General features: G+C 45.9%; 15 protein-coding genes and 3 tRNA genes. 8 read left to right on the forward strand and 10 right to left on the reverse strand.

Features of this window, described 5'->3' with window-relative positions; genetic code table 11:
• Positions 1-6: 6 nt before the first annotated feature.
• From BM367_RS10540 to BM367_RS10560, 5 genes are all read right to left on the reverse strand, one after another.
• Positions 7-2835: a TonB-dependent receptor gene (locus BM367_RS10540; RefSeq protein WP_092460338.1), complete on the reverse strand. Its 2829-nt coding sequence runs from the start codon at positions 2833-2835 to the stop codon at positions 7-9.
• 146 nt (positions 2836-2981) lie between these two features.
• Positions 2982-3065 (reverse strand) — tRNA-Leu (locus tag BM367_RS10545).
• Positions 3066-3128: 63 nt separating this feature from the next.
• Positions 3129-3214 (reverse strand) — tRNA-Leu (locus BM367_RS10550).
• Positions 3215-3371: 157 nt separating this feature from the next.
• A tRNA-Gly gene (locus BM367_RS10555) sits at positions 3372-3444 on the reverse strand.
• A 114-nt stretch (positions 3445-3558) separates the two neighbouring features.
• Complete coding sequence (locus BM367_RS10560; protein WP_143104013.1) at positions 3559-4383, reverse strand: hypothetical protein; 825 nt, start codon at positions 4381-4383, stop codon at positions 3559-3561.
• A 365-nt stretch (positions 4384-4748) separates the two neighbouring features.
• On the opposite strand from BM367_RS10560, the gene BM367_RS10565 reads away from it, so the two are divergent.
• From BM367_RS10565 to BM367_RS10580, 4 genes are all read left to right on the forward strand, one after another.
• Positions 4749-5402: a WbqC family protein gene (locus BM367_RS10565; protein WP_092460342.1), complete on the forward strand. Its 654-nt coding sequence runs from the start codon at positions 4749-4751 to the stop codon at positions 5400-5402.
• A 7-nt stretch (positions 5403-5409) separates the two neighbouring features.
• Positions 5410-6318, forward strand: a complete 909-nt coding sequence (xerD, locus tag BM367_RS10570; RefSeq protein ID WP_092460344.1) for a site-specific tyrosine recombinase XerD — start codon at positions 5410-5412, stop codon at positions 6316-6318.
• A gap of 118 nt (positions 6319-6436) precedes the next feature.
• The gene (locus BM367_RS10575) at positions 6437-7855 is read left to right on the forward strand and encodes a glycogen synthase (RefSeq protein WP_092460346.1); all 1419 of its coding nucleotides are present in this window, start codon (positions 6437-6439) and stop codon (positions 7853-7855) included.
• A 4-nt stretch (positions 7856-7859) separates the two neighbouring features.
• Entirely contained in the window at positions 7860-9131 is a 1272-nt protein-coding gene (locus BM367_RS10580) for a glucose-1-phosphate adenylyltransferase (RefSeq protein WP_092460349.1), read from the forward strand.
• A gap of 116 nt (positions 9132-9247) precedes the next feature.
• On the opposite strand, the gene BM367_RS10585 is transcribed toward BM367_RS10580, so the two are convergent.
• Positions 9248-9799, reverse strand: coding sequence for a peroxiredoxin (locus tag BM367_RS10585; protein ID WP_092461026.1), 552 nt, complete (start codon positions 9797-9799; stop codon positions 9248-9250).
• Between the two features lie 386 nt (positions 9800-10185).
• On the opposite strand from BM367_RS10585, the gene BM367_RS10590 reads away from it, so the two are divergent.
• Both BM367_RS10590 and BM367_RS10595 read left to right on the forward strand, forming a co-directional pair.
• On the forward strand, positions 10186-10401 hold the full coding sequence (locus BM367_RS10590) for a PLDc N-terminal domain-containing protein (RefSeq protein ID WP_092460351.1): 216 nt from the start codon (positions 10186-10188) through the stop codon (positions 10399-10401).
• Positions 10402-10450: 49 nt separating this feature from the next.
• Positions 10451-10651, forward strand: coding sequence for a PLDc N-terminal domain-containing protein (locus tag BM367_RS10595; RefSeq protein WP_092461027.1), 201 nt, complete (start codon positions 10451-10453; stop codon positions 10649-10651).
• Positions 10652-10653: 2 nt separating this feature from the next.
• Here BM367_RS10595 and BM367_RS10600 read toward each other — a convergent pair whose 3' ends face one another.
• From BM367_RS10600 to BM367_RS10615, 4 genes are read right to left on the reverse strand one after another with little or no spacing between them, the layout of a single operon-like run.
• Entirely contained in the window at positions 10654-11574 is a 921-nt protein-coding gene (locus BM367_RS10600) for a serine hydrolase (RefSeq protein WP_092460353.1), read from the reverse strand.
• Positions 11575-11593: 19 nt separating this feature from the next.
• Positions 11594-12325, reverse strand: a complete 732-nt coding sequence (gene bshB1, locus BM367_RS10605) for a bacillithiol biosynthesis deacetylase BshB1 (RefSeq protein WP_092461028.1) — start codon at positions 12323-12325, stop codon at positions 11594-11596.
• Between the two features lie 22 nt (positions 12326-12347).
• The gene (locus BM367_RS10610; RefSeq protein WP_092461029.1) at positions 12348-12872 is read right to left on the reverse strand and encodes a VOC family protein; all 525 of its coding nucleotides are present in this window, start codon (positions 12870-12872) and stop codon (positions 12348-12350) included.
• Between the two features lie 14 nt (positions 12873-12886).
• A complete protein-coding gene (locus BM367_RS10615; protein WP_092460355.1) occupies positions 12887-13903 on the reverse strand; it encodes a GlxA family transcriptional regulator in 1017 nt (338 codons plus the stop codon).
• 151 nt (positions 13904-14054) lie between these two features.
• Between BM367_RS10615 and BM367_RS10620 the strand changes: the two genes are divergently transcribed.
• Both BM367_RS10620 and BM367_RS10625 read left to right on the forward strand, forming a co-directional pair.
• Entirely contained in the window at positions 14055-14486 is a 432-nt protein-coding gene (locus tag BM367_RS10620) for a VOC family protein (protein ID WP_092460357.1), read from the forward strand.
• A gap of 49 nt (positions 14487-14535) precedes the next feature.
• On the forward strand, positions 14536-15099 hold the full coding sequence (locus BM367_RS10625) for a dihydrofolate reductase family protein (RefSeq protein WP_092461030.1): 564 nt from the start codon (positions 14536-14538) through the stop codon (positions 15097-15099).
• The last annotated feature ends 82 nt before the right edge of the window (positions 15100-15181 follow it).

Here is a 15181-nt window from a genome sequence, read left to right on the forward strand (position 1 = left end):
AGGTTATCAAAACACATTATATCCTACAGACACATAATATAAAGCTCCTATTTTGGGATTGCCAAATGCGTTTTGATAATAATGATTCAGGATATTGGTGCCGCCCAGCTTGAACAAGAGTTTTTGCCTGACCAGCCGATAGCTAATAGCTGCATCCAGGGTACTGAAAGCAGGTACTTGTCCTACGGCAAAACTGCCTTGATACAAAAATGCATTTTGATATCTCCAGTGTATATCAAATCCCCAGCCATGAAATACATCCGGATTGCTGAAACCCATATTGGCTTGATAGTCGGGTGTATTAAATTGGGTAAAGAATCCGGCAGGAGCACCATTGAGTTTGTTGTAGGACAGATTGCCGCTTAGCAAATAATGATGCGGAAGTTGATAATCCACACCTATGGCCCAGCCAAAAGTTTTAATTCGCCCTTCGCTGTTCACCGTTACCTGATATACGTTTCGGGTTTGATCGCTGGCCAGCTGCGGACCGTAGTATTTATTAGGATCCTGGGGAATGATTTGCTGCGGGCCGTTTTTAGCCTGAATTAAAAATACGGAGCCGAAGAAATCTTTGTAATTAGCTGCATACACATAAGCATCAATCATCAAAACCTGATGGATGATGCCGCGGTAGCCCAGTTCATAGGAATAAACCGTTTCTGGCTTGAATGTTTTGAAAACATAGGGCTGAAGTACTTTTTCTGCTGTTACGGCAGCATTGTATTGTGCTTGTTGCTGAGATTGTCCCTGTTGCAGGTTGGCAATATAGGCAGCCTGATAAGCAGCGGCATATTGATTTACATTGTCTACCGTAAATCCTGGATTATTGATTAAGTTGTATTTATTGATGAATTGGGGCAATCCGCCAATTAGTCGTGCCCGTCCCACATTTAAATCAATATATTGATTCTGGTTGGTGGGCAGTTTATATCCCGTCTGATAGGACAAGCGAATGGTATTATTGGGCGCAACGGTAATCACGGCTGCAAAGCGTGGTGTGAGTTTCCCTTCAAAATTCTGATTCTTGTCATACCGTGCAGATGCAATCAGTCGCAAGCGTTCGTGTATCAACTTACGTGAGGCCTGCAGGAAAAATCCGTATTGGTCAATGGTGAGTTTTTTACTTTGATCATCGAACAAGGTACCCTTTGAGTTCAGATGATAGCGATTGTAGCTGATGCCGGCCTGCAGGTCTACCACCTGTTGTGTGAGATAGGAAAAGTCATAGAAACCTTCATAATGCCAGAGGCTGGAGTGTTCTATAAATCTGGATCCCTGTGGAATCGGAGAGCTGTTTACCTGATCTTTATATTGTCCGAAGTTTACATCGGTAGGAGCTGGCATGCCCTGGTCGGCGTAAGCCCTTGCTATTTGAAATGCCAGTGCATCGGGGGCGCCCTGTTGTTTAGCTTGCAGGTAGGCACCTACAAATTGAGGATACCAGGTTGTGCTGGGTTTCCAGGCTTCATTGATCAATTCACCCAATACGGTGGCATTGTAGCTTTTGCCGGCATCTTCCTGGGTGGTATAACCAAACAGATTGAAATGTTCGCCTTTGATTTGGGCTTTATACATGCCGATGTGGAAATGATTCAAGGAATAACGATCTGAGCCGGTATATACAGTCGTGCCGGAGCCATAATAAGCCGTCAGCGAAGCTGTAATTTTCGGAGTGATTTTATAGGCCAGCATACCACTCAGTTTCAGGTTGTAGGTATTGTAGTCGACCAGGTATTTTTCTCGATAGCCGGTGCGGGTTACGTTCTGGTTGGGTACCTGGCTGGCGGCCTGCGGAGAAATGACGCCGGCTTGTGCCATTTGCTGGGCCACATCATGGATATTGACGGTGATTTCATCGCCATATACGTTCACGCCATCGTATGCGGGATCGGTAGCTCGGCTGCCGGCTTTCACAGTAAAGTTTTGTGCATCGTAATTGCTGGTATCGTCGGCAATCCAGTCATAGCCTTTGATGTAATCAAAGTTTAGTTTAAAAGCCCATTTGTTTTGAAAAGCCTGGGCGTAGCGGGCTTCATATTCTTGGAAAAGCGTAGCACCATGTTCCGGATCATTCACATGCATCACTCCTTCTTTTACCAACGCACTGATACCCTGATACAGAAAGGGATCTTTGCTGGTGATTAAAATGGTACCGTTGGTACCGCCTGCACCATAAAGGGCAGAAGCCGCTCCGGGCAGGAGCTCCACGTTGTCCAGATCCAGGTCATTAACCCCAATCACATTGCCTACCGAGAAATTCAATCCCGGGGCTTCGGTATTCATACCATCCAGAAACTGATTCACCGAGGTATTGCCACTGGCTGCAAATCCGCGTGTGGTGAGTGTAGGAAAGAGCAGTCCCGAGTTCACCACATTCACGCCTTTCAGGTTACCGATGGCATTGTAAAAATCAGGAGCAGCTGCTTGTTTCAGCTGTACGTTGTTCAGCCTTTCAATAGAAACGGGTGATTCGATGATGCGTTCGGGCACGCGGCTGGCTGAGATAATGGTTTCTCTACCGAGGATTTCCGTGGGTACCAGCTGGATGTTTAGCGAGGTTTGCGGCTCCTGAAGCGTGATGTTTTGGGTTTTGTATCCTACAAATGAGATGACCAGTGTGAGGGGAAAGGCATGATGGGTGGTTAGGGTAAAATGACCCGTGCGATCGCTAATGGTGCCTTCGCCGCTGCCCTGGATATATACCGAGGCATTGCTGAGGCTTTCTCCGGTAACCTGATCCACGATCTGACCTTTGATCGTGCTTTGTGCGATAGCAACAGATGTGCAGAATAGGCACAACAATGTGCCAAGGTAGCGGATAGTAAAGGAGTACATATGCTTAGATTTTGGGTGCTGGAAGAAAAACAATCAGAAAGATAACGACTAAATCTCAGATTAACAACAAGTTCCCAGAAATCTGCAGGAAGAGAAAGAAATAAAAAAGCCTGCCAGCTGGCAGGCAAAGTCGTTTCAGAAGGGGGTGCCCAGGACTGGATTCGAACCAGCATGCCCTTGCGGGCGCTGCGACCTGAACACAGTGCGTCTACCAATTTCGCCACCTGGGCAATTGTTATTTTAAAGAACATTTTTCATAGCCTTTCATGGCAGCAACCTGCCCTGTGAAGAGGTACCCGGGACGGGACTTGAACCCGTACAGCCATTGCTGGCCACAGGATTTTAAGTCCTGCGTGTCTACCAATTCCACCACCCGGGCAGGCCTGCCTGCTGGTGAGCAGGATGCAGGTCATACCGGAAACGCCGGCAGACATAAACTGAAAGAACTCAATTCATTCCTACCTGTCGGCAGGCAGGGCTGGCCATCCCGGCTAAAAAACAATGCTTTTAATTCTTAAAAGAACTTTTGAATGCTGAGCGGAAGACGGGACTCGAACCCGCTACCCCAACCTTGGCAAGGTTGTGCTCTACCAGATGAGCTACTTCCGCTTAAAGAACCTGATGGATGATACTTGCTTCTCCCTGTGCAGGCTTGCAAGCAAATGGGATGGCAAAAATAAGGAATAGTTTGATTTTCTGCCAAAGCCTTTCCAAACTTTTTTCTCAATAAAAATCATACACATATTCCACACTGCCGATAAAGGTTTTCCCATCTGCCAGGCATCTTTCGATCTGAACCAGATGCCGTTCATCATAGGCGTATGTCCAAACTGTTGATCCTCCGTTGCCACCGGCAATGACCGTCATCTGGCTGATTTGCCCATCTCCATCGTAATCCAGCTGCAAGGTGGTGATAGCTTTCTGCTGCGATGAATCATATCGCGAAATAGTTTTCAGCCAGCCTTCCGGGGTGTAAGTAAAATAGAAATGCTGTATGCGTCCGTCCAGGCTATCGGTTTCCTGGATTATCCTGCCGTTTGAATCTGTAATAAACCGAGCTATACTGGTGTCTGTCTGGTTTTTGATTTTCCACATCCGTGTGGGATGTCCGGCAGAGTCATATTGAAATATATGGGTTTCTGTGAGCATGGTTTCACCGATGGCAGTAGAGGGGGTCCGGGAAACGATATCAATTTCCTTCAACCTTCCGGCCGAATCATACCGATATTGGGTGAGGTTAATGGCAAAATCAGAACTATCCAGGCTTTCCGTAATCCTGTATTGGCTATCATAGCGGCTGATGAGCCAGGAATCACCATTTACCAGCGAATGGGTAGTTGAATTCAGCTCCCGGTAATCCGAAGAAAATTGTTTTTCTACCGAAAAACTATTATCACGTTCATGGTTGGCATCATAGCTGTAGATCTGAATTTTCTTCACCTTCCATTGTCGGTAAAGCTGCTGTTTGGTATTGGTTTGCCAGGTGGAATACAAATCCTGATAAAAATATTGTGCATGCAGCGGGTAACAGCTCCCAATCAATATCATGAAACTGGCATATCTGACCCAGGTTCTCACTTTTATTTTTTGCACAAATATAATGGCCCTCTCAACAAGCCTTTTTCCAATCCGGGTTTTTAACGCTGTTTTTTTATTCCCGTGGTGAGTCGTTTTCAACAAATTTTTCAAAAGGGCAGGGGAGTCCTGGCGGATTTTCAGGATATTTGTTGCTAATATTTTTAGACGAGAAATCGCTTGAAATACGGGAATTGAAATACTAATTTATTTAGTTGACTTATTAATATAAATAACTGATTTACAGTGTTTTACTATTTTTGTATTGATTTTTTATTGAAAAATTTTTCACCTAAAATTTGCTCTGATTTGTTCATGCAATCAAAATAACTGTCAGTATGTCATCAACGCTTTCTGATAAGAATTTACTAATTGATTTACAATGTGTTCCATCTATTTCTTACATGAAAATGTTAATTGAATATTCCCGATGGTTATTTGACATTAATTTGTATCACGAGAAGAAGAGTTATGCCAATCGGTTTTATTTGGCAGGTCCGAATGGACGGATCTTGATCAGCATCCCATTGGAGAAAGGAAAACACCAGCACACCCCCATCAAGGATATCCGGATTTATAACCGGGAATCCTGGCAGGCACATCATTGGAAGACGCTTGTATCGGCATACCGGCGCAGTCCCTGGTTTGAATATTTTGAGGATGAGCTACGGGTGTTTTTTGAAAAGCGCTATGCATTTTTGGTTGATTGGAACCGGGATTGGCTGGAATGGATCAAAAAAGTGCTTGGAATAGAGGCAGAAATCCATTTTACGGATCGCTTTATACCGCCGGCTGAGGCTGCTGGTTTGGCTGCTGTGGACTATAGAGGCCGGATTCAGCCTCCACCGGGTAATACAGATCCGGAGATCCGCTATCATCAGGTATTTGAAGACCGAACCGGATTTTTGCCGGATTTGAGTATCTTGGATCTCATCTGCTGTGAAGGCCGGAAAGCTCGCAGTTTCTTACAGGGAACAGCCGAAAACGGATAGCTTTTCCATGATCTGGGACTCGTACATACAGGGCTTTGTGGCTTACCTGAAGCTGGAAAAGGATTTGTCAGCTCATTCCATTGAAGCCTACCGGCATGATGTGCGGCTATTTGCCCAATACTTGGAAGATACAAGACGAACAATACATCCGGATGACGTACAACTCAGCGATTTGCAGGATTTTGTGCGGGCGATCAGCGAAATAGGGCTGGCGGCCACTTCTCAGGCCCGCATCATTTCGGGCTTGCGCATGTTTTTCCATTTTCTGCTCCTGGAAGAAGTCATCACCCAAAATCCTGCTGCTTTGCTGGAGCTACCCAAAATCAAGCGTAAGCTCCCCGATGTGCTGACGGTGGAAGAAATTGACCGCATGATAGCCGCCATTGATCTCAGCAAGCCGGAAGGCATGCGCAACAAAGCCATGCTGGAAACTTTGTACAGTTGCGGTTTACGCGTTAGTGAACTCATCGGCCTGCGCATATCAGACTTATATCCGGAAGTGGGTTTTATCCGTGTTATCGGCAAGGGCAATAAGCAGCGGCTGGTGCCCATCGGGAAATTAGCCCTGAAATATATTGATCTTTATCTTCAGCATGTGCGGGTACATCTTTCGCCTCAGCCCGGCGATCGGGATATTTTGTTTCTTAACCGGCGAAGCCAGCCGCTTACGCGGGTGATGGTGTTTCATATTGTGAAATCGCTGGCGCAAGCCGCTGGTATCCGGAAAAATATTTCGCCCCACACCTTCCGTCATTCTTTTGCTACCCATCTGCTGGAAGGTGGTGCCGACCTAAAAGCTGTGAAAGATATGCTGGGGCATGAAAGCATTACGACCACAGAAATTTATACCCATATTGATACAGGCTATCTGCGGGATACGCTCGACCGCTTTCATCCGCATTTTCATGCGATTTAATCTGTTCCAAACACAAATTTTACCGAAAACTTGTATGTTCGATCAGAACTTATTAAATTGTTCTACGATTGATTTTCGTTTGATTTTCATCCAATAGAAATCGAGTTAAGTTTTTCGCATGGAAGTATTGCACGTAAGCGCGGAATGTTATCCGGTGGCCAAGGTAGGTGGATTGGGAGATGTGGTGGGAGCCTTGCCGAAATATCAGCAACGGCAGGGGTGGATTGCCAAGGTGGTGATGCCTTGTTACCGCACCCGGTTTTTGATTGAACATGAGTTTGAACTGGTGCATCAGGGTGGGCTTTGGCTGGGACCTACATGGTATCATTTTAATGTAATCCGGGAAAAACATAACCTGCTGGGATTTGATTTGTATTTGCTGGAAATCCCGGGATTGATTGAAGGAGATCAGGTATATGGTTGTTTTAATGACCTGGAACGATTTACAGCTTTTCAGATTGGGGTGATGGAATGGCTCAACAGCTGGCGTCATCATCCGGATGTGGTGCATTGTCATGATCATCACACGGGACTGATTCCCTTCATGATGAATTATTGTTACAAATACGATTACCTCCGGCAGATCCCTACAGTCTTTACCATCCACAATGCCCAGTACCAGGGGCAATTTGGCTGGGATAAGGCCTATTACCTGCCAGCTTATGATCCCTGGAAGGCGGGCATGCTCGACTGGAATCATCTGATTAATCCGATGGCTGCCGCCGTCAAATGCAGCTGGCGGGTAACCACGGTTTCACCTCATTACCTGGATGAACTGTGTACGTCGGCTGCCGGGCTGGAGGCGCTTTTCAGGCAGGAACGACACAAGGCTTCAGGCATTTTGAATGGTATTGATACGGAAACCTGGAATCCGGCAACAGATCCGCGCATCATGCATCATTATGATGTGCAAACAGTCAGGGAAGGGAAAGCAGCCAACAAAACCGATATCTGCAGGCGCTTTCAGCTGGATGAAACAAAACCCTTGTTTGTATTCATTGGCCGGCTGGTGTATGAAAAAGGAGCTGATTTGCTGCCCGATGCGGTAGCCCGGAGTTTGTATGAGTCGCAATATGCGTTGAATTTTATTTTTCTCGGCAGTGGTGATCCGCATATGGAATGGTTGTTAAGGCAGTCCGAATATCATCATCACACGAATTGCAAATCTTACATTGGTTACGATGAAAATCTTTCCCATCAGCTGTATGCCGCGGCAGATTTTCTGCTGATGCCATCTCGCATAGAGCCCTGTGGCCTGAATCAGATGTATGCCATGCGGTATGGCACCATACCTATTGTGCGGGCGGTGGGTGGTCTGTACGATACAGTCATCGATATTGGCGATCCTGGTGGCTATGGCCTTCGTTTTTTGCAACCCTCGGTATGGGATATTACCCATGCCATTTCCCGTGCGATGGAATTGTATCAGCATCCGCAGCAGATGCTTGAGTTGCAGCAACATATCATGCAGCTTGATTTTTCATGGGATAAATCTGCACAGGAATATTTACATTTATATGCCCAATTAAAACCGTAAGTATATGCAGCCGTCTGTTATTTCCCTCATTCTGGGTGGTGGCCAGGGCACAAGACTTTATCCCCTCACCAAAAGCCGCTCCAAGCCTGCGGTTCCAATTGCCGGAAAATATCGCCTGGTGGATATTCCCATTTCGAATTGCCTGAATTCAGGCCTGAAGCGCATTTTCGTGCTTACGCAATACAATTCTGCATCTTTGAATCGACACATTAAAAACACCTATCATTTTGATCATTTCAACAGCGGTTTTGTAGATATTCTCGCTGCCGAGCAAACACCTGAAAATCCTACGTGGTATCAGGGTACGGCCGATGCCGTAAGACAATGTTTGCATCACCTGGAGGGATTTGAATTTAATTATGTATTGATTCTTTCCGGCGATCAGCTGTATCAGATGGATTATCAACTCATGATCAATGATCACATCGAGAAGCAGGCCGACATTACCATTGCCACTACGCCTGTAAACTTTCAGGATGCCTCTTCATTTGGCATCATGAAAACCGATGCCGATCACAATATCACCGCTTTTGTGGAAAAACCCAAAGGCGATGCCATTCTGGAATGGGCTTCCGATACAGGCGAAGAAATGAAAGCTGCCGGCCGCATTTACCTGGCTTCCATGGGCATTTATTTGTTTAACAAAGAAGTGTTGTTTAAAATTCTTCGGGAAGACCTGGTTTCCACAGATTTTGGAAAGGAAATCATTCCTCAGGCCATCGGAAAATATAAAGTGGTAAGTTATCAGTTTGAAGGATACTGGACAGATATCGGAACGGTACCCTCATTTTTTGAAGCGAATCTGGAACTCACCAACGAAATTCCGAAGTTTAATTTGTTTGATAACGAACGCAATATCTATACCCGTCCTCGTATGTTGCCACCCACCAAGATTTCGGGTACAACCCTTGAAAAAACCGTGATTGCCGATGGCTGCATTATTATGGCCAGCCGATTGGAGCATACGCTGGTGGGCATTCGCACACGCATCGGCCGGGGTACCACATTGGTGAATTGTTATGTGATGGGGAATGATTATTATCAAACCCTTGATGAAATCAACGCTTCCTATAGCAAGGGCATACCACCGCTGGGTATTGGAGAACGCTGTTACATCAAAAATGCCATCATCGATAAGAATTGCCGGGTGGGCAATGATGTGCGTATCAACGGCGGCCCGCATCTGGCCGATACGGATCATCCGCTTTATACGGTGAAGGAAGGAATTGTGGTTGTGAAAAAAGGAAGTATTTTACCGGATGGTTTTAGCATTTGAGATGCATACCACATCGGGTGCATCCACATACAAGTAATCCTTTCAAACCACTGGAATTACGCGGTTTCCCAGATCATTACCTGTTTACAAAGGGAAGCGACCCGTCTGTTTTTTTATCAACCCTGATGATGAGCATGTAATTGTTGTACAATAGCCAGCGACATCTTTGCGTGCTGATCCGGAGAAATATGATCAGTTTCAGATGAAAACACAGCTATGATTTCACCCTGAGGACTGATCACAAATGTGGTGCGTGGAATAAAACCATGCGTAACCGGTTCACCTCTCACATCTTTTACACCTGGCTGGGGTGGTATAATTTTTAATCCATACAAAGCAGCTATTTTTCCCTGCGGATCAGAAGCTACCGGGAATTTGCCTGCACAATAATTGGGATCAGAGGAAAATGATTTCAACCTTGCCAAATCATCTGCAGATACACCAATGATAGTAGCACCGGCTTGTGTGAATTGTTCTTTCAGTTCAGAAAAAGTATGTGCCTCCAGATCACAACCACCGGTATAGGCTGCAGGATAGAAATACACTACCACCGGCCCTTTTGCCAGAGCATTTTTCAGCGAAAAATCAAATGTTTTTCCGGCCAAACAAGCCCTGGCAGTAAATAACGGAGCTTTATCGCCTTTTTTCAGTGGATTGGATTGTGCCATGCTTTTTTGTGCAAATATTAACCCACTTAAAAGGATTACGGGGATCCATAATTTTTTCTTCCACATAATGGTGTATTTTGATAAATATGGGAAATGAAAAGTTATTGATTAAGGTAAAACTTATTCGGGAAAATTGTTCATCACAATTGTTATCTTTAACGAAAAATTCACGATTTGGGTGATACCAGATGGGATAATTGTTGCCTATATTTCGGACCTGGTTGGTGCTTACGGAGAAATAATGAAAAGTAGAAACGATGAGAAAAGGTAGCATCAATAATTTTCACGCAGAGCAAGTACCATGCACCTGGAAAAGCATTCGGATTTATTTGCGGGAGGCGTACTGTGAGCATATCTTTTGATTATACATCCATCATTTGTATTGTATGCCTTTTTCTTTTGGAGTTTTGTTTATCGTCCTGATAGTTCTTTTCTGTTTGTTTCTGCTGCTGATATGGATCTGGACGCTTGTGGATATTTTGCGCAGCCGGTTTGACAGCGATACCACCAAGCTGATCTGGGTTATTGTGATTATTTTGCTGCCTGTTTTAGGAATGATTTTGTACTGGATTGTTGGACGGGAGCAGCGGCAGTCTTCTTAACACAATCATCTGCTTATTTCACCTCAAACACCTTCAGGATATGCATTTCATGATATTGTTATTACTTGGCTGGGGCCTCTGGGGCCTGCTGACATTGATTCTCTGGATCTGGGCGCTGGTTGATATTATCAAAAGTCGGTTCAATAGTGATACCACCAAAATCATCTGGATTGTGGTCGTGATTTTGCTTCCGCTGCTGGGCTCCATTTTGTATCTCATCATTGGTCGCAGCCAGCGGGTTTCATCCTGATTTTATTCTTCCATGAATGGAGTATAGCCGGCCGGTGGCTGCCAATGGTCGTGTGGTTCAAAATAATGCCAGAGCAGGGCTGATACCTGGCGAATCAGCTCCCAGGCTGCATTGCTGTGTGTCCAGCTTTGATCGGCAATGTCTTTGGTATCTACGCAGAATACGTAATCGCCATGGGGTGCGTTTACCAGCACTACTTCCGATCGGGAATCATCTACGGCTCCCTGTTTGGATGCTGCCTGCACATAGGGCGGGATTTGCGAAAGCGCCACATCATCCCAGTAGATATGACACAGGTTGCGATACATGCGTTCGCTGGCTGCCGGTGAAATGATTTCGCCTTTTCTCAACTGCACCAGAAATTGGGCCATTTCACGTGGTGTGGTCTGTCCCCAGCCATATTGCCGATAGGCAGCTTCCCTTCCGGGGGTGCGGGAGTTGACGCGATAATATTGATAACCATGATCGGCCAGCCATTGATTGATAGCTGTACCCCCGCCTGCCAGCGATTGCAACCAGAGGGCCGCTGTGTTGTCGCTTTCCGTAATCATCAGCATCACCACTTTGCTCAATTCAATATGGGTGCTGTCTTTGGCCATGCCTAAAATATCTACGCCCGGGTAATAGAGAGAATCTCTGTATAACAAGTTCTGATGGTATTGCAACTGGCTGTCGGCAATACGTTGAAAAATCACGGCCTGAATAGCCACTTTAATCATGCTGGCAGTGGGAAACAGCGAATCGGCATGGATGGCGGCTTCTTTGTTTGTGCCTAATTTGTGTACGTAAATCCCCACGGTTCCCTGAAAGGGCTTCACCAGGGCCTCCAGTTTACGTTGCAGCTTGCGGTCAATGCGATAATGCTGCGCAAAGCCAGGCAGGCTAAGCAACCCGCATAACAAAACGATGCTGATGCTTTTCATGCGACATACACTTCAAGGTTCATACAAATACATGCAAATGGCTGACGCCTAATTTTTTCCGGGAAGTGAAGCCTTCGCCATATTGTGTGCCGATGCGGTATCCCCACATTTGAGCGAGATGCACAATGTGCTCAAAAAAAGCAGGTGTGGAAATATACGTCTGCAGCGGATCATCGGGATTGGCTAAAAATTGCGAGCGGAAAGCTTTAATGGCCTCCAGCTTTTTATCCATCACCGGACTGATATCCACAATAAAATCGGGTTCCAGGTCTTCATCCTGAATAAAATGCCAGATGTGGCGAGGCCGCCAGGGTTGCTGGGGTTGGCCTTTCCAGTGGGTTTCAATTTTGATGAGTCCCGATAGAAAGCAACTTGTCTCCACCAGCTCGGCAGCACGGCCATGATCGGGATGGCGGTCGTGTTCGGCATTGGTGAGTACGATATCGGGCTGGAAATAGCGGATGAACGGAATCAGCCGCAATTGATGTTCTTGATCATTCCGGAAGAATCCATCGGGAAGGCTTGCATTTTCCCGTATTTCCACGCCCATGATTTCGGTAGCTTTTCGGGCTTCGGCCGCACGGATTTCCGGCGTTCCGCGTGTGCCCAGTTCACCGGCTGTGAGATCGAGAATGCCCACCCGGTGGCCCATTTGTACATGCACCATCAGCGTGCCGGCACAGGAAAGTTCCACATCATCGGGATGAGCCGCAATGGCCAGAATATCGAGCTTATGTGTAGCTGCTTGCATGTGCCAAAATTCAGAAAAAAAACTATTCACTCCGAGATTCATGGCCTGAAGATAGTTCACCTAACAGGTTTTCCAAATCCAGTGCCCGGGTGTACATGTGCAAAGATCCATCGGGAAGAAAAGGCCATTGCTCACGCGGCCTGTCCCAATACAATTCCACACCATTGCCATCGGGATCGTTTAGATAAATCGCTTCTGATACGCCGTGATCGCTGGCTCCGGTAATCGGGTATTCGGCCAGCAGCAAGCGGTTGAGCACAACAGCCAGGTCTTTTCGGGTAGGATATAAAATCGCAAAATGATACAAACCCGCTGCATGCAAGGGTGCGGGTGGTGCATGGTGGCTGTACCAGATGTTGATGCCGATATGATGATGATAGCCGCCGGCAGAAAGAAAAACCGCCTGATGTCCGTATCGCATGGTGATGTCAAAACCTAACAGATCGTGATAAAAAGAAAGCGAACGTTCCAGATCGGCTACTTTCAGATGCACGTGCCCGATACGGGTTTGCGACGGAGCTGTGTAGGGTGGAAGCGTATGGTTCATAAACTCACTCATTTTCAGTTCAGTTGGTCTCCGGCTATCTGACCCTGCGATGGCGCAAACCAATGCTTGCCATATCGGTTTCGATATTGCAAAGGCGACAGTCCGGTTATTTTCTTGAAAGCCTCCCGAAAAGCCTTATGATCCTGATATCCTACGTCATACATCACTTCATAAATGGTACACAGGCTATTTTCCAGTTTTTTCCTGGCAGCTTCCATTCGCACACGCTGGATATAAGCTCCTACAGTGTAGCCAGTAGCTTGTTTGAACCTGCGTTCCAGATTCCTTCGGCTGATGGCAAACGTTTCGCATAGTTGAAATATGCTGATGCGTTGGGCATAATATTGCTCAATAAATGCCTGAGCTTTTTTAACGGTTTCATCAGCATGATGCTTGTATCCCTGAAAAATCATAAATGGAGATTGGGAATGCCGATCCATATCCACCTGAAACAATTTCACACAATGAATAGCCGCTTCATGACCTATGAATTTTTCGATGAGATATACGATGAGATTGGCAGAAGAAAAAGCACCACCACTGGTATAAAGGCCGGATTCATCCGTGAGAATGCGGTCGGTTACGACCTGAATATCCGAAAACCATTGTTGAAATAATGGAATAGCCTGCCAGTGGGTAGCACAGGTTTTTCCGCGCAACAAGCCGGTCGCTGCCAGCAAAAAGGTGCCCAGACAAAGACTGGCAATTTCACTGCCATTTGCATATTGTGCTTTTAGCCAGGGAATATATTCCTGGTTGCGCTGCAACGTATGGGCGATATCGTGGACTTCACACGAGGGGATAATGATGAGATCGGTATGATGCAATTGTTGAATCTGTATATCCGGATGAATCGTAAACAAGCCCTGATCGAGTTCCACTGTGGCATGAAGCCCGGCAGTCTGAACCTGAAAGGCTGGACTTTGATTTTGCTGCTCCAGGAAGCGATTGACTTCCAGAAATGCCCGGCGCGGCTGATCCAGGCTGCTTAAATTGCTTCCCTCAATAGCCAGAAGTGTAATGTGTTTCATAAAAGTTTTTCTTCCGAAGGTAACAGAATTTTGCCGCAATCACACCCCGAAATTGCCTGTTTTACACCCGCAGCATTACCAATGCCTTGTGTAAGTTTGCTCATGTGTAACAAACTAAAGTAATGTATTCACCCTCTAAAAAACTTTGACCATGAAAGCAATTATTCCTTATTTGAATTTCGATGGCCAGACGGAAGAAGCCATGCTGTTTTACAAATCTGTATTTGGTGGAGAGTTTATGGGACAGGGCATCATGTACATGGGCGATGTGCCGGGTATGGATAACCTGCCGGAGGAAGAAAAGAAACGCGTGATGCATGTAACTCTTTCCCTGGGTAATGGATGGATGCTCATGGCCAGCGACACCCTGCCCTCGATGGGTCATAAACTGGTGAAGGGCAATAATCATTACATCTTGCTTTCACCCGATAGCAAAGCAGAAGCTGACCGCATTTTTCAATTCCTTGCCGAAGGCGGAAAAGTGCAAATGCCCATGCAGGATCAGTTCTGGGGCGACTATTACGGTATTGTGGTGGATAAATTTGGCATACAATGGATGATCAATTACAGCTCAAATAGTTGATTTTCATGGCAAATGCCATTGTGCATCAAAATATTTAATGACAAACCACATGAGAAAACTAAAACTGCAAGTGCAACTGTCTGTAGACGGTTTTGTGGGTGGGCCCCAAGGTGAAATGGACTGGCTGGAATGGAACTGGGACGAAAACATCAAACAATATGTGTTGGATCTTACCCGGCCCGTTGATACCATTGTTCTGGGCAGAAAGTTAGCCGAGGGTTTTATTCCGGCGTGGCAATCCAGACTTTCCGATCCCCATACGGCAGATGATTTTGCACGTAAAATGGTGGAAACACCCAAAGTAATTTTTACCCGTACGCTCGATCAATCTGTGTGGGAAAATGCGGTGCTTGCAAAAGGTGATCTGATCACCGAAATCACTCGCCTGAAACATCAGAAAGGCGGCGACATCATAGCTTATGGCGGTGCCACATTCGTTTCCTCCCTTCTCAGAGCCGGATTGATTGATGAATATTTCTTGTTTGTCAATCCTGTAGCCATTGGCAAGGGATTATCCATTTTTCATGAGCTGGACAGGAAATTAAACTTCAGGTTAATAGAAGCTCAACCCTTTGATTGTGGCATTGTGGTGCTTCACTATGTTGTACGCTAACAGAAATGCATGATTGGCTTGTATCCATTGAATACGGATTGTTCTTTATCGCAAAAGATATCATAAGTTTATGGACAAATCC

The organism is Thermoflavifilum thermophilum (assembly GCF_900116565.1).
GTDB classification, from domain to species: Bacteria; Bacteroidota; Bacteroidia; order Chitinophagales; family Chitinophagaceae; genus Thermoflavifilum; species Thermoflavifilum thermophilum.

Bases quoted from the DNA above. Each gene is read 5' to 3' on its own strand.
- BM367_RS10600 (WP_092460353.1), bottom strand. From the start codon at position 11,574: ATGAAAAGCATCAGCATCGTTTTGTTATGCGGGTTGCTTAGCCTGCCT.
- BM367_RS10590 (WP_092460351.1), top strand. From the start codon at position 10,186: ATGCCTTTTTCTTTTGGAGTTTTGTTTATCGTCCTGATAGTTCTTTTC.
- BM367_RS10620 (WP_092460357.1), top strand. From the start codon at position 14,055: ATGAAAGCAATTATTCCTTATTTGAATTTCGATGGCCAGACGGAAGAA.
- BM367_RS10615 (WP_092460355.1), bottom strand. From the start codon at position 13,903: ATGAAACACATTACACTTCTGGCTATTGAGGGAAGCAATTTAAGCAGC.
- BM367_RS10610 (WP_092461029.1), bottom strand. From the start codon at position 12,872: ATGAACCATACGCTTCCACCCTACACAGCTCCGTCGCAAACCCGTATC.
- BM367_RS10560 (WP_143104013.1), bottom strand. From the start codon at position 4,383: ATGATATTGATTGGGAGCTGTTACCCGCTGCATGCACAATATTTTTAT.
- BM367_RS10625 (WP_092461030.1), top strand. From the start codon at position 14,536: ATGAGAAAACTAAAACTGCAAGTGCAACTGTCTGTAGACGGTTTTGTG.
- bshB1 (WP_092461028.1), bottom strand. From the start codon at position 12,325: ATGCAAGCAGCTACACATAAGCTCGATATTCTGGCCATTGCGGCTCAT.
- BM367_RS10540 (WP_092460338.1), bottom strand. From the start codon at position 2,835: ATGTACTCCTTTACTATCCGCTACCTTGGCACATTGTTGTGCCTATTC.
- BM367_RS10595 (WP_092461027.1), top strand. From the start codon at position 10,451: ATGATATTGTTATTACTTGGCTGGGGCCTCTGGGGCCTGCTGACATTG.
- BM367_RS10565 (WP_092460342.1), top strand. From the start codon at position 4,749: ATGTCATCAACGCTTTCTGATAAGAATTTACTAATTGATTTACAATGT.
- xerD (WP_092460344.1), top strand. From the start codon at position 5,410: ATGATCTGGGACTCGTACATACAGGGCTTTGTGGCTTACCTGAAGCTG.
- BM367_RS10585 (WP_092461026.1), bottom strand. From the start codon at position 9,799: ATGGCACAATCCAATCCACTGAAAAAAGGCGATAAAGCTCCGTTATTT.
- BM367_RS10580 (WP_092460349.1), top strand. From the start codon at position 7,860: ATGCAGCCGTCTGTTATTTCCCTCATTCTGGGTGGTGGCCAGGGCACA.
- BM367_RS10575 (WP_092460346.1), top strand. From the start codon at position 6,437: ATGGAAGTATTGCACGTAAGCGCGGAATGTTATCCGGTGGCCAAGGTA.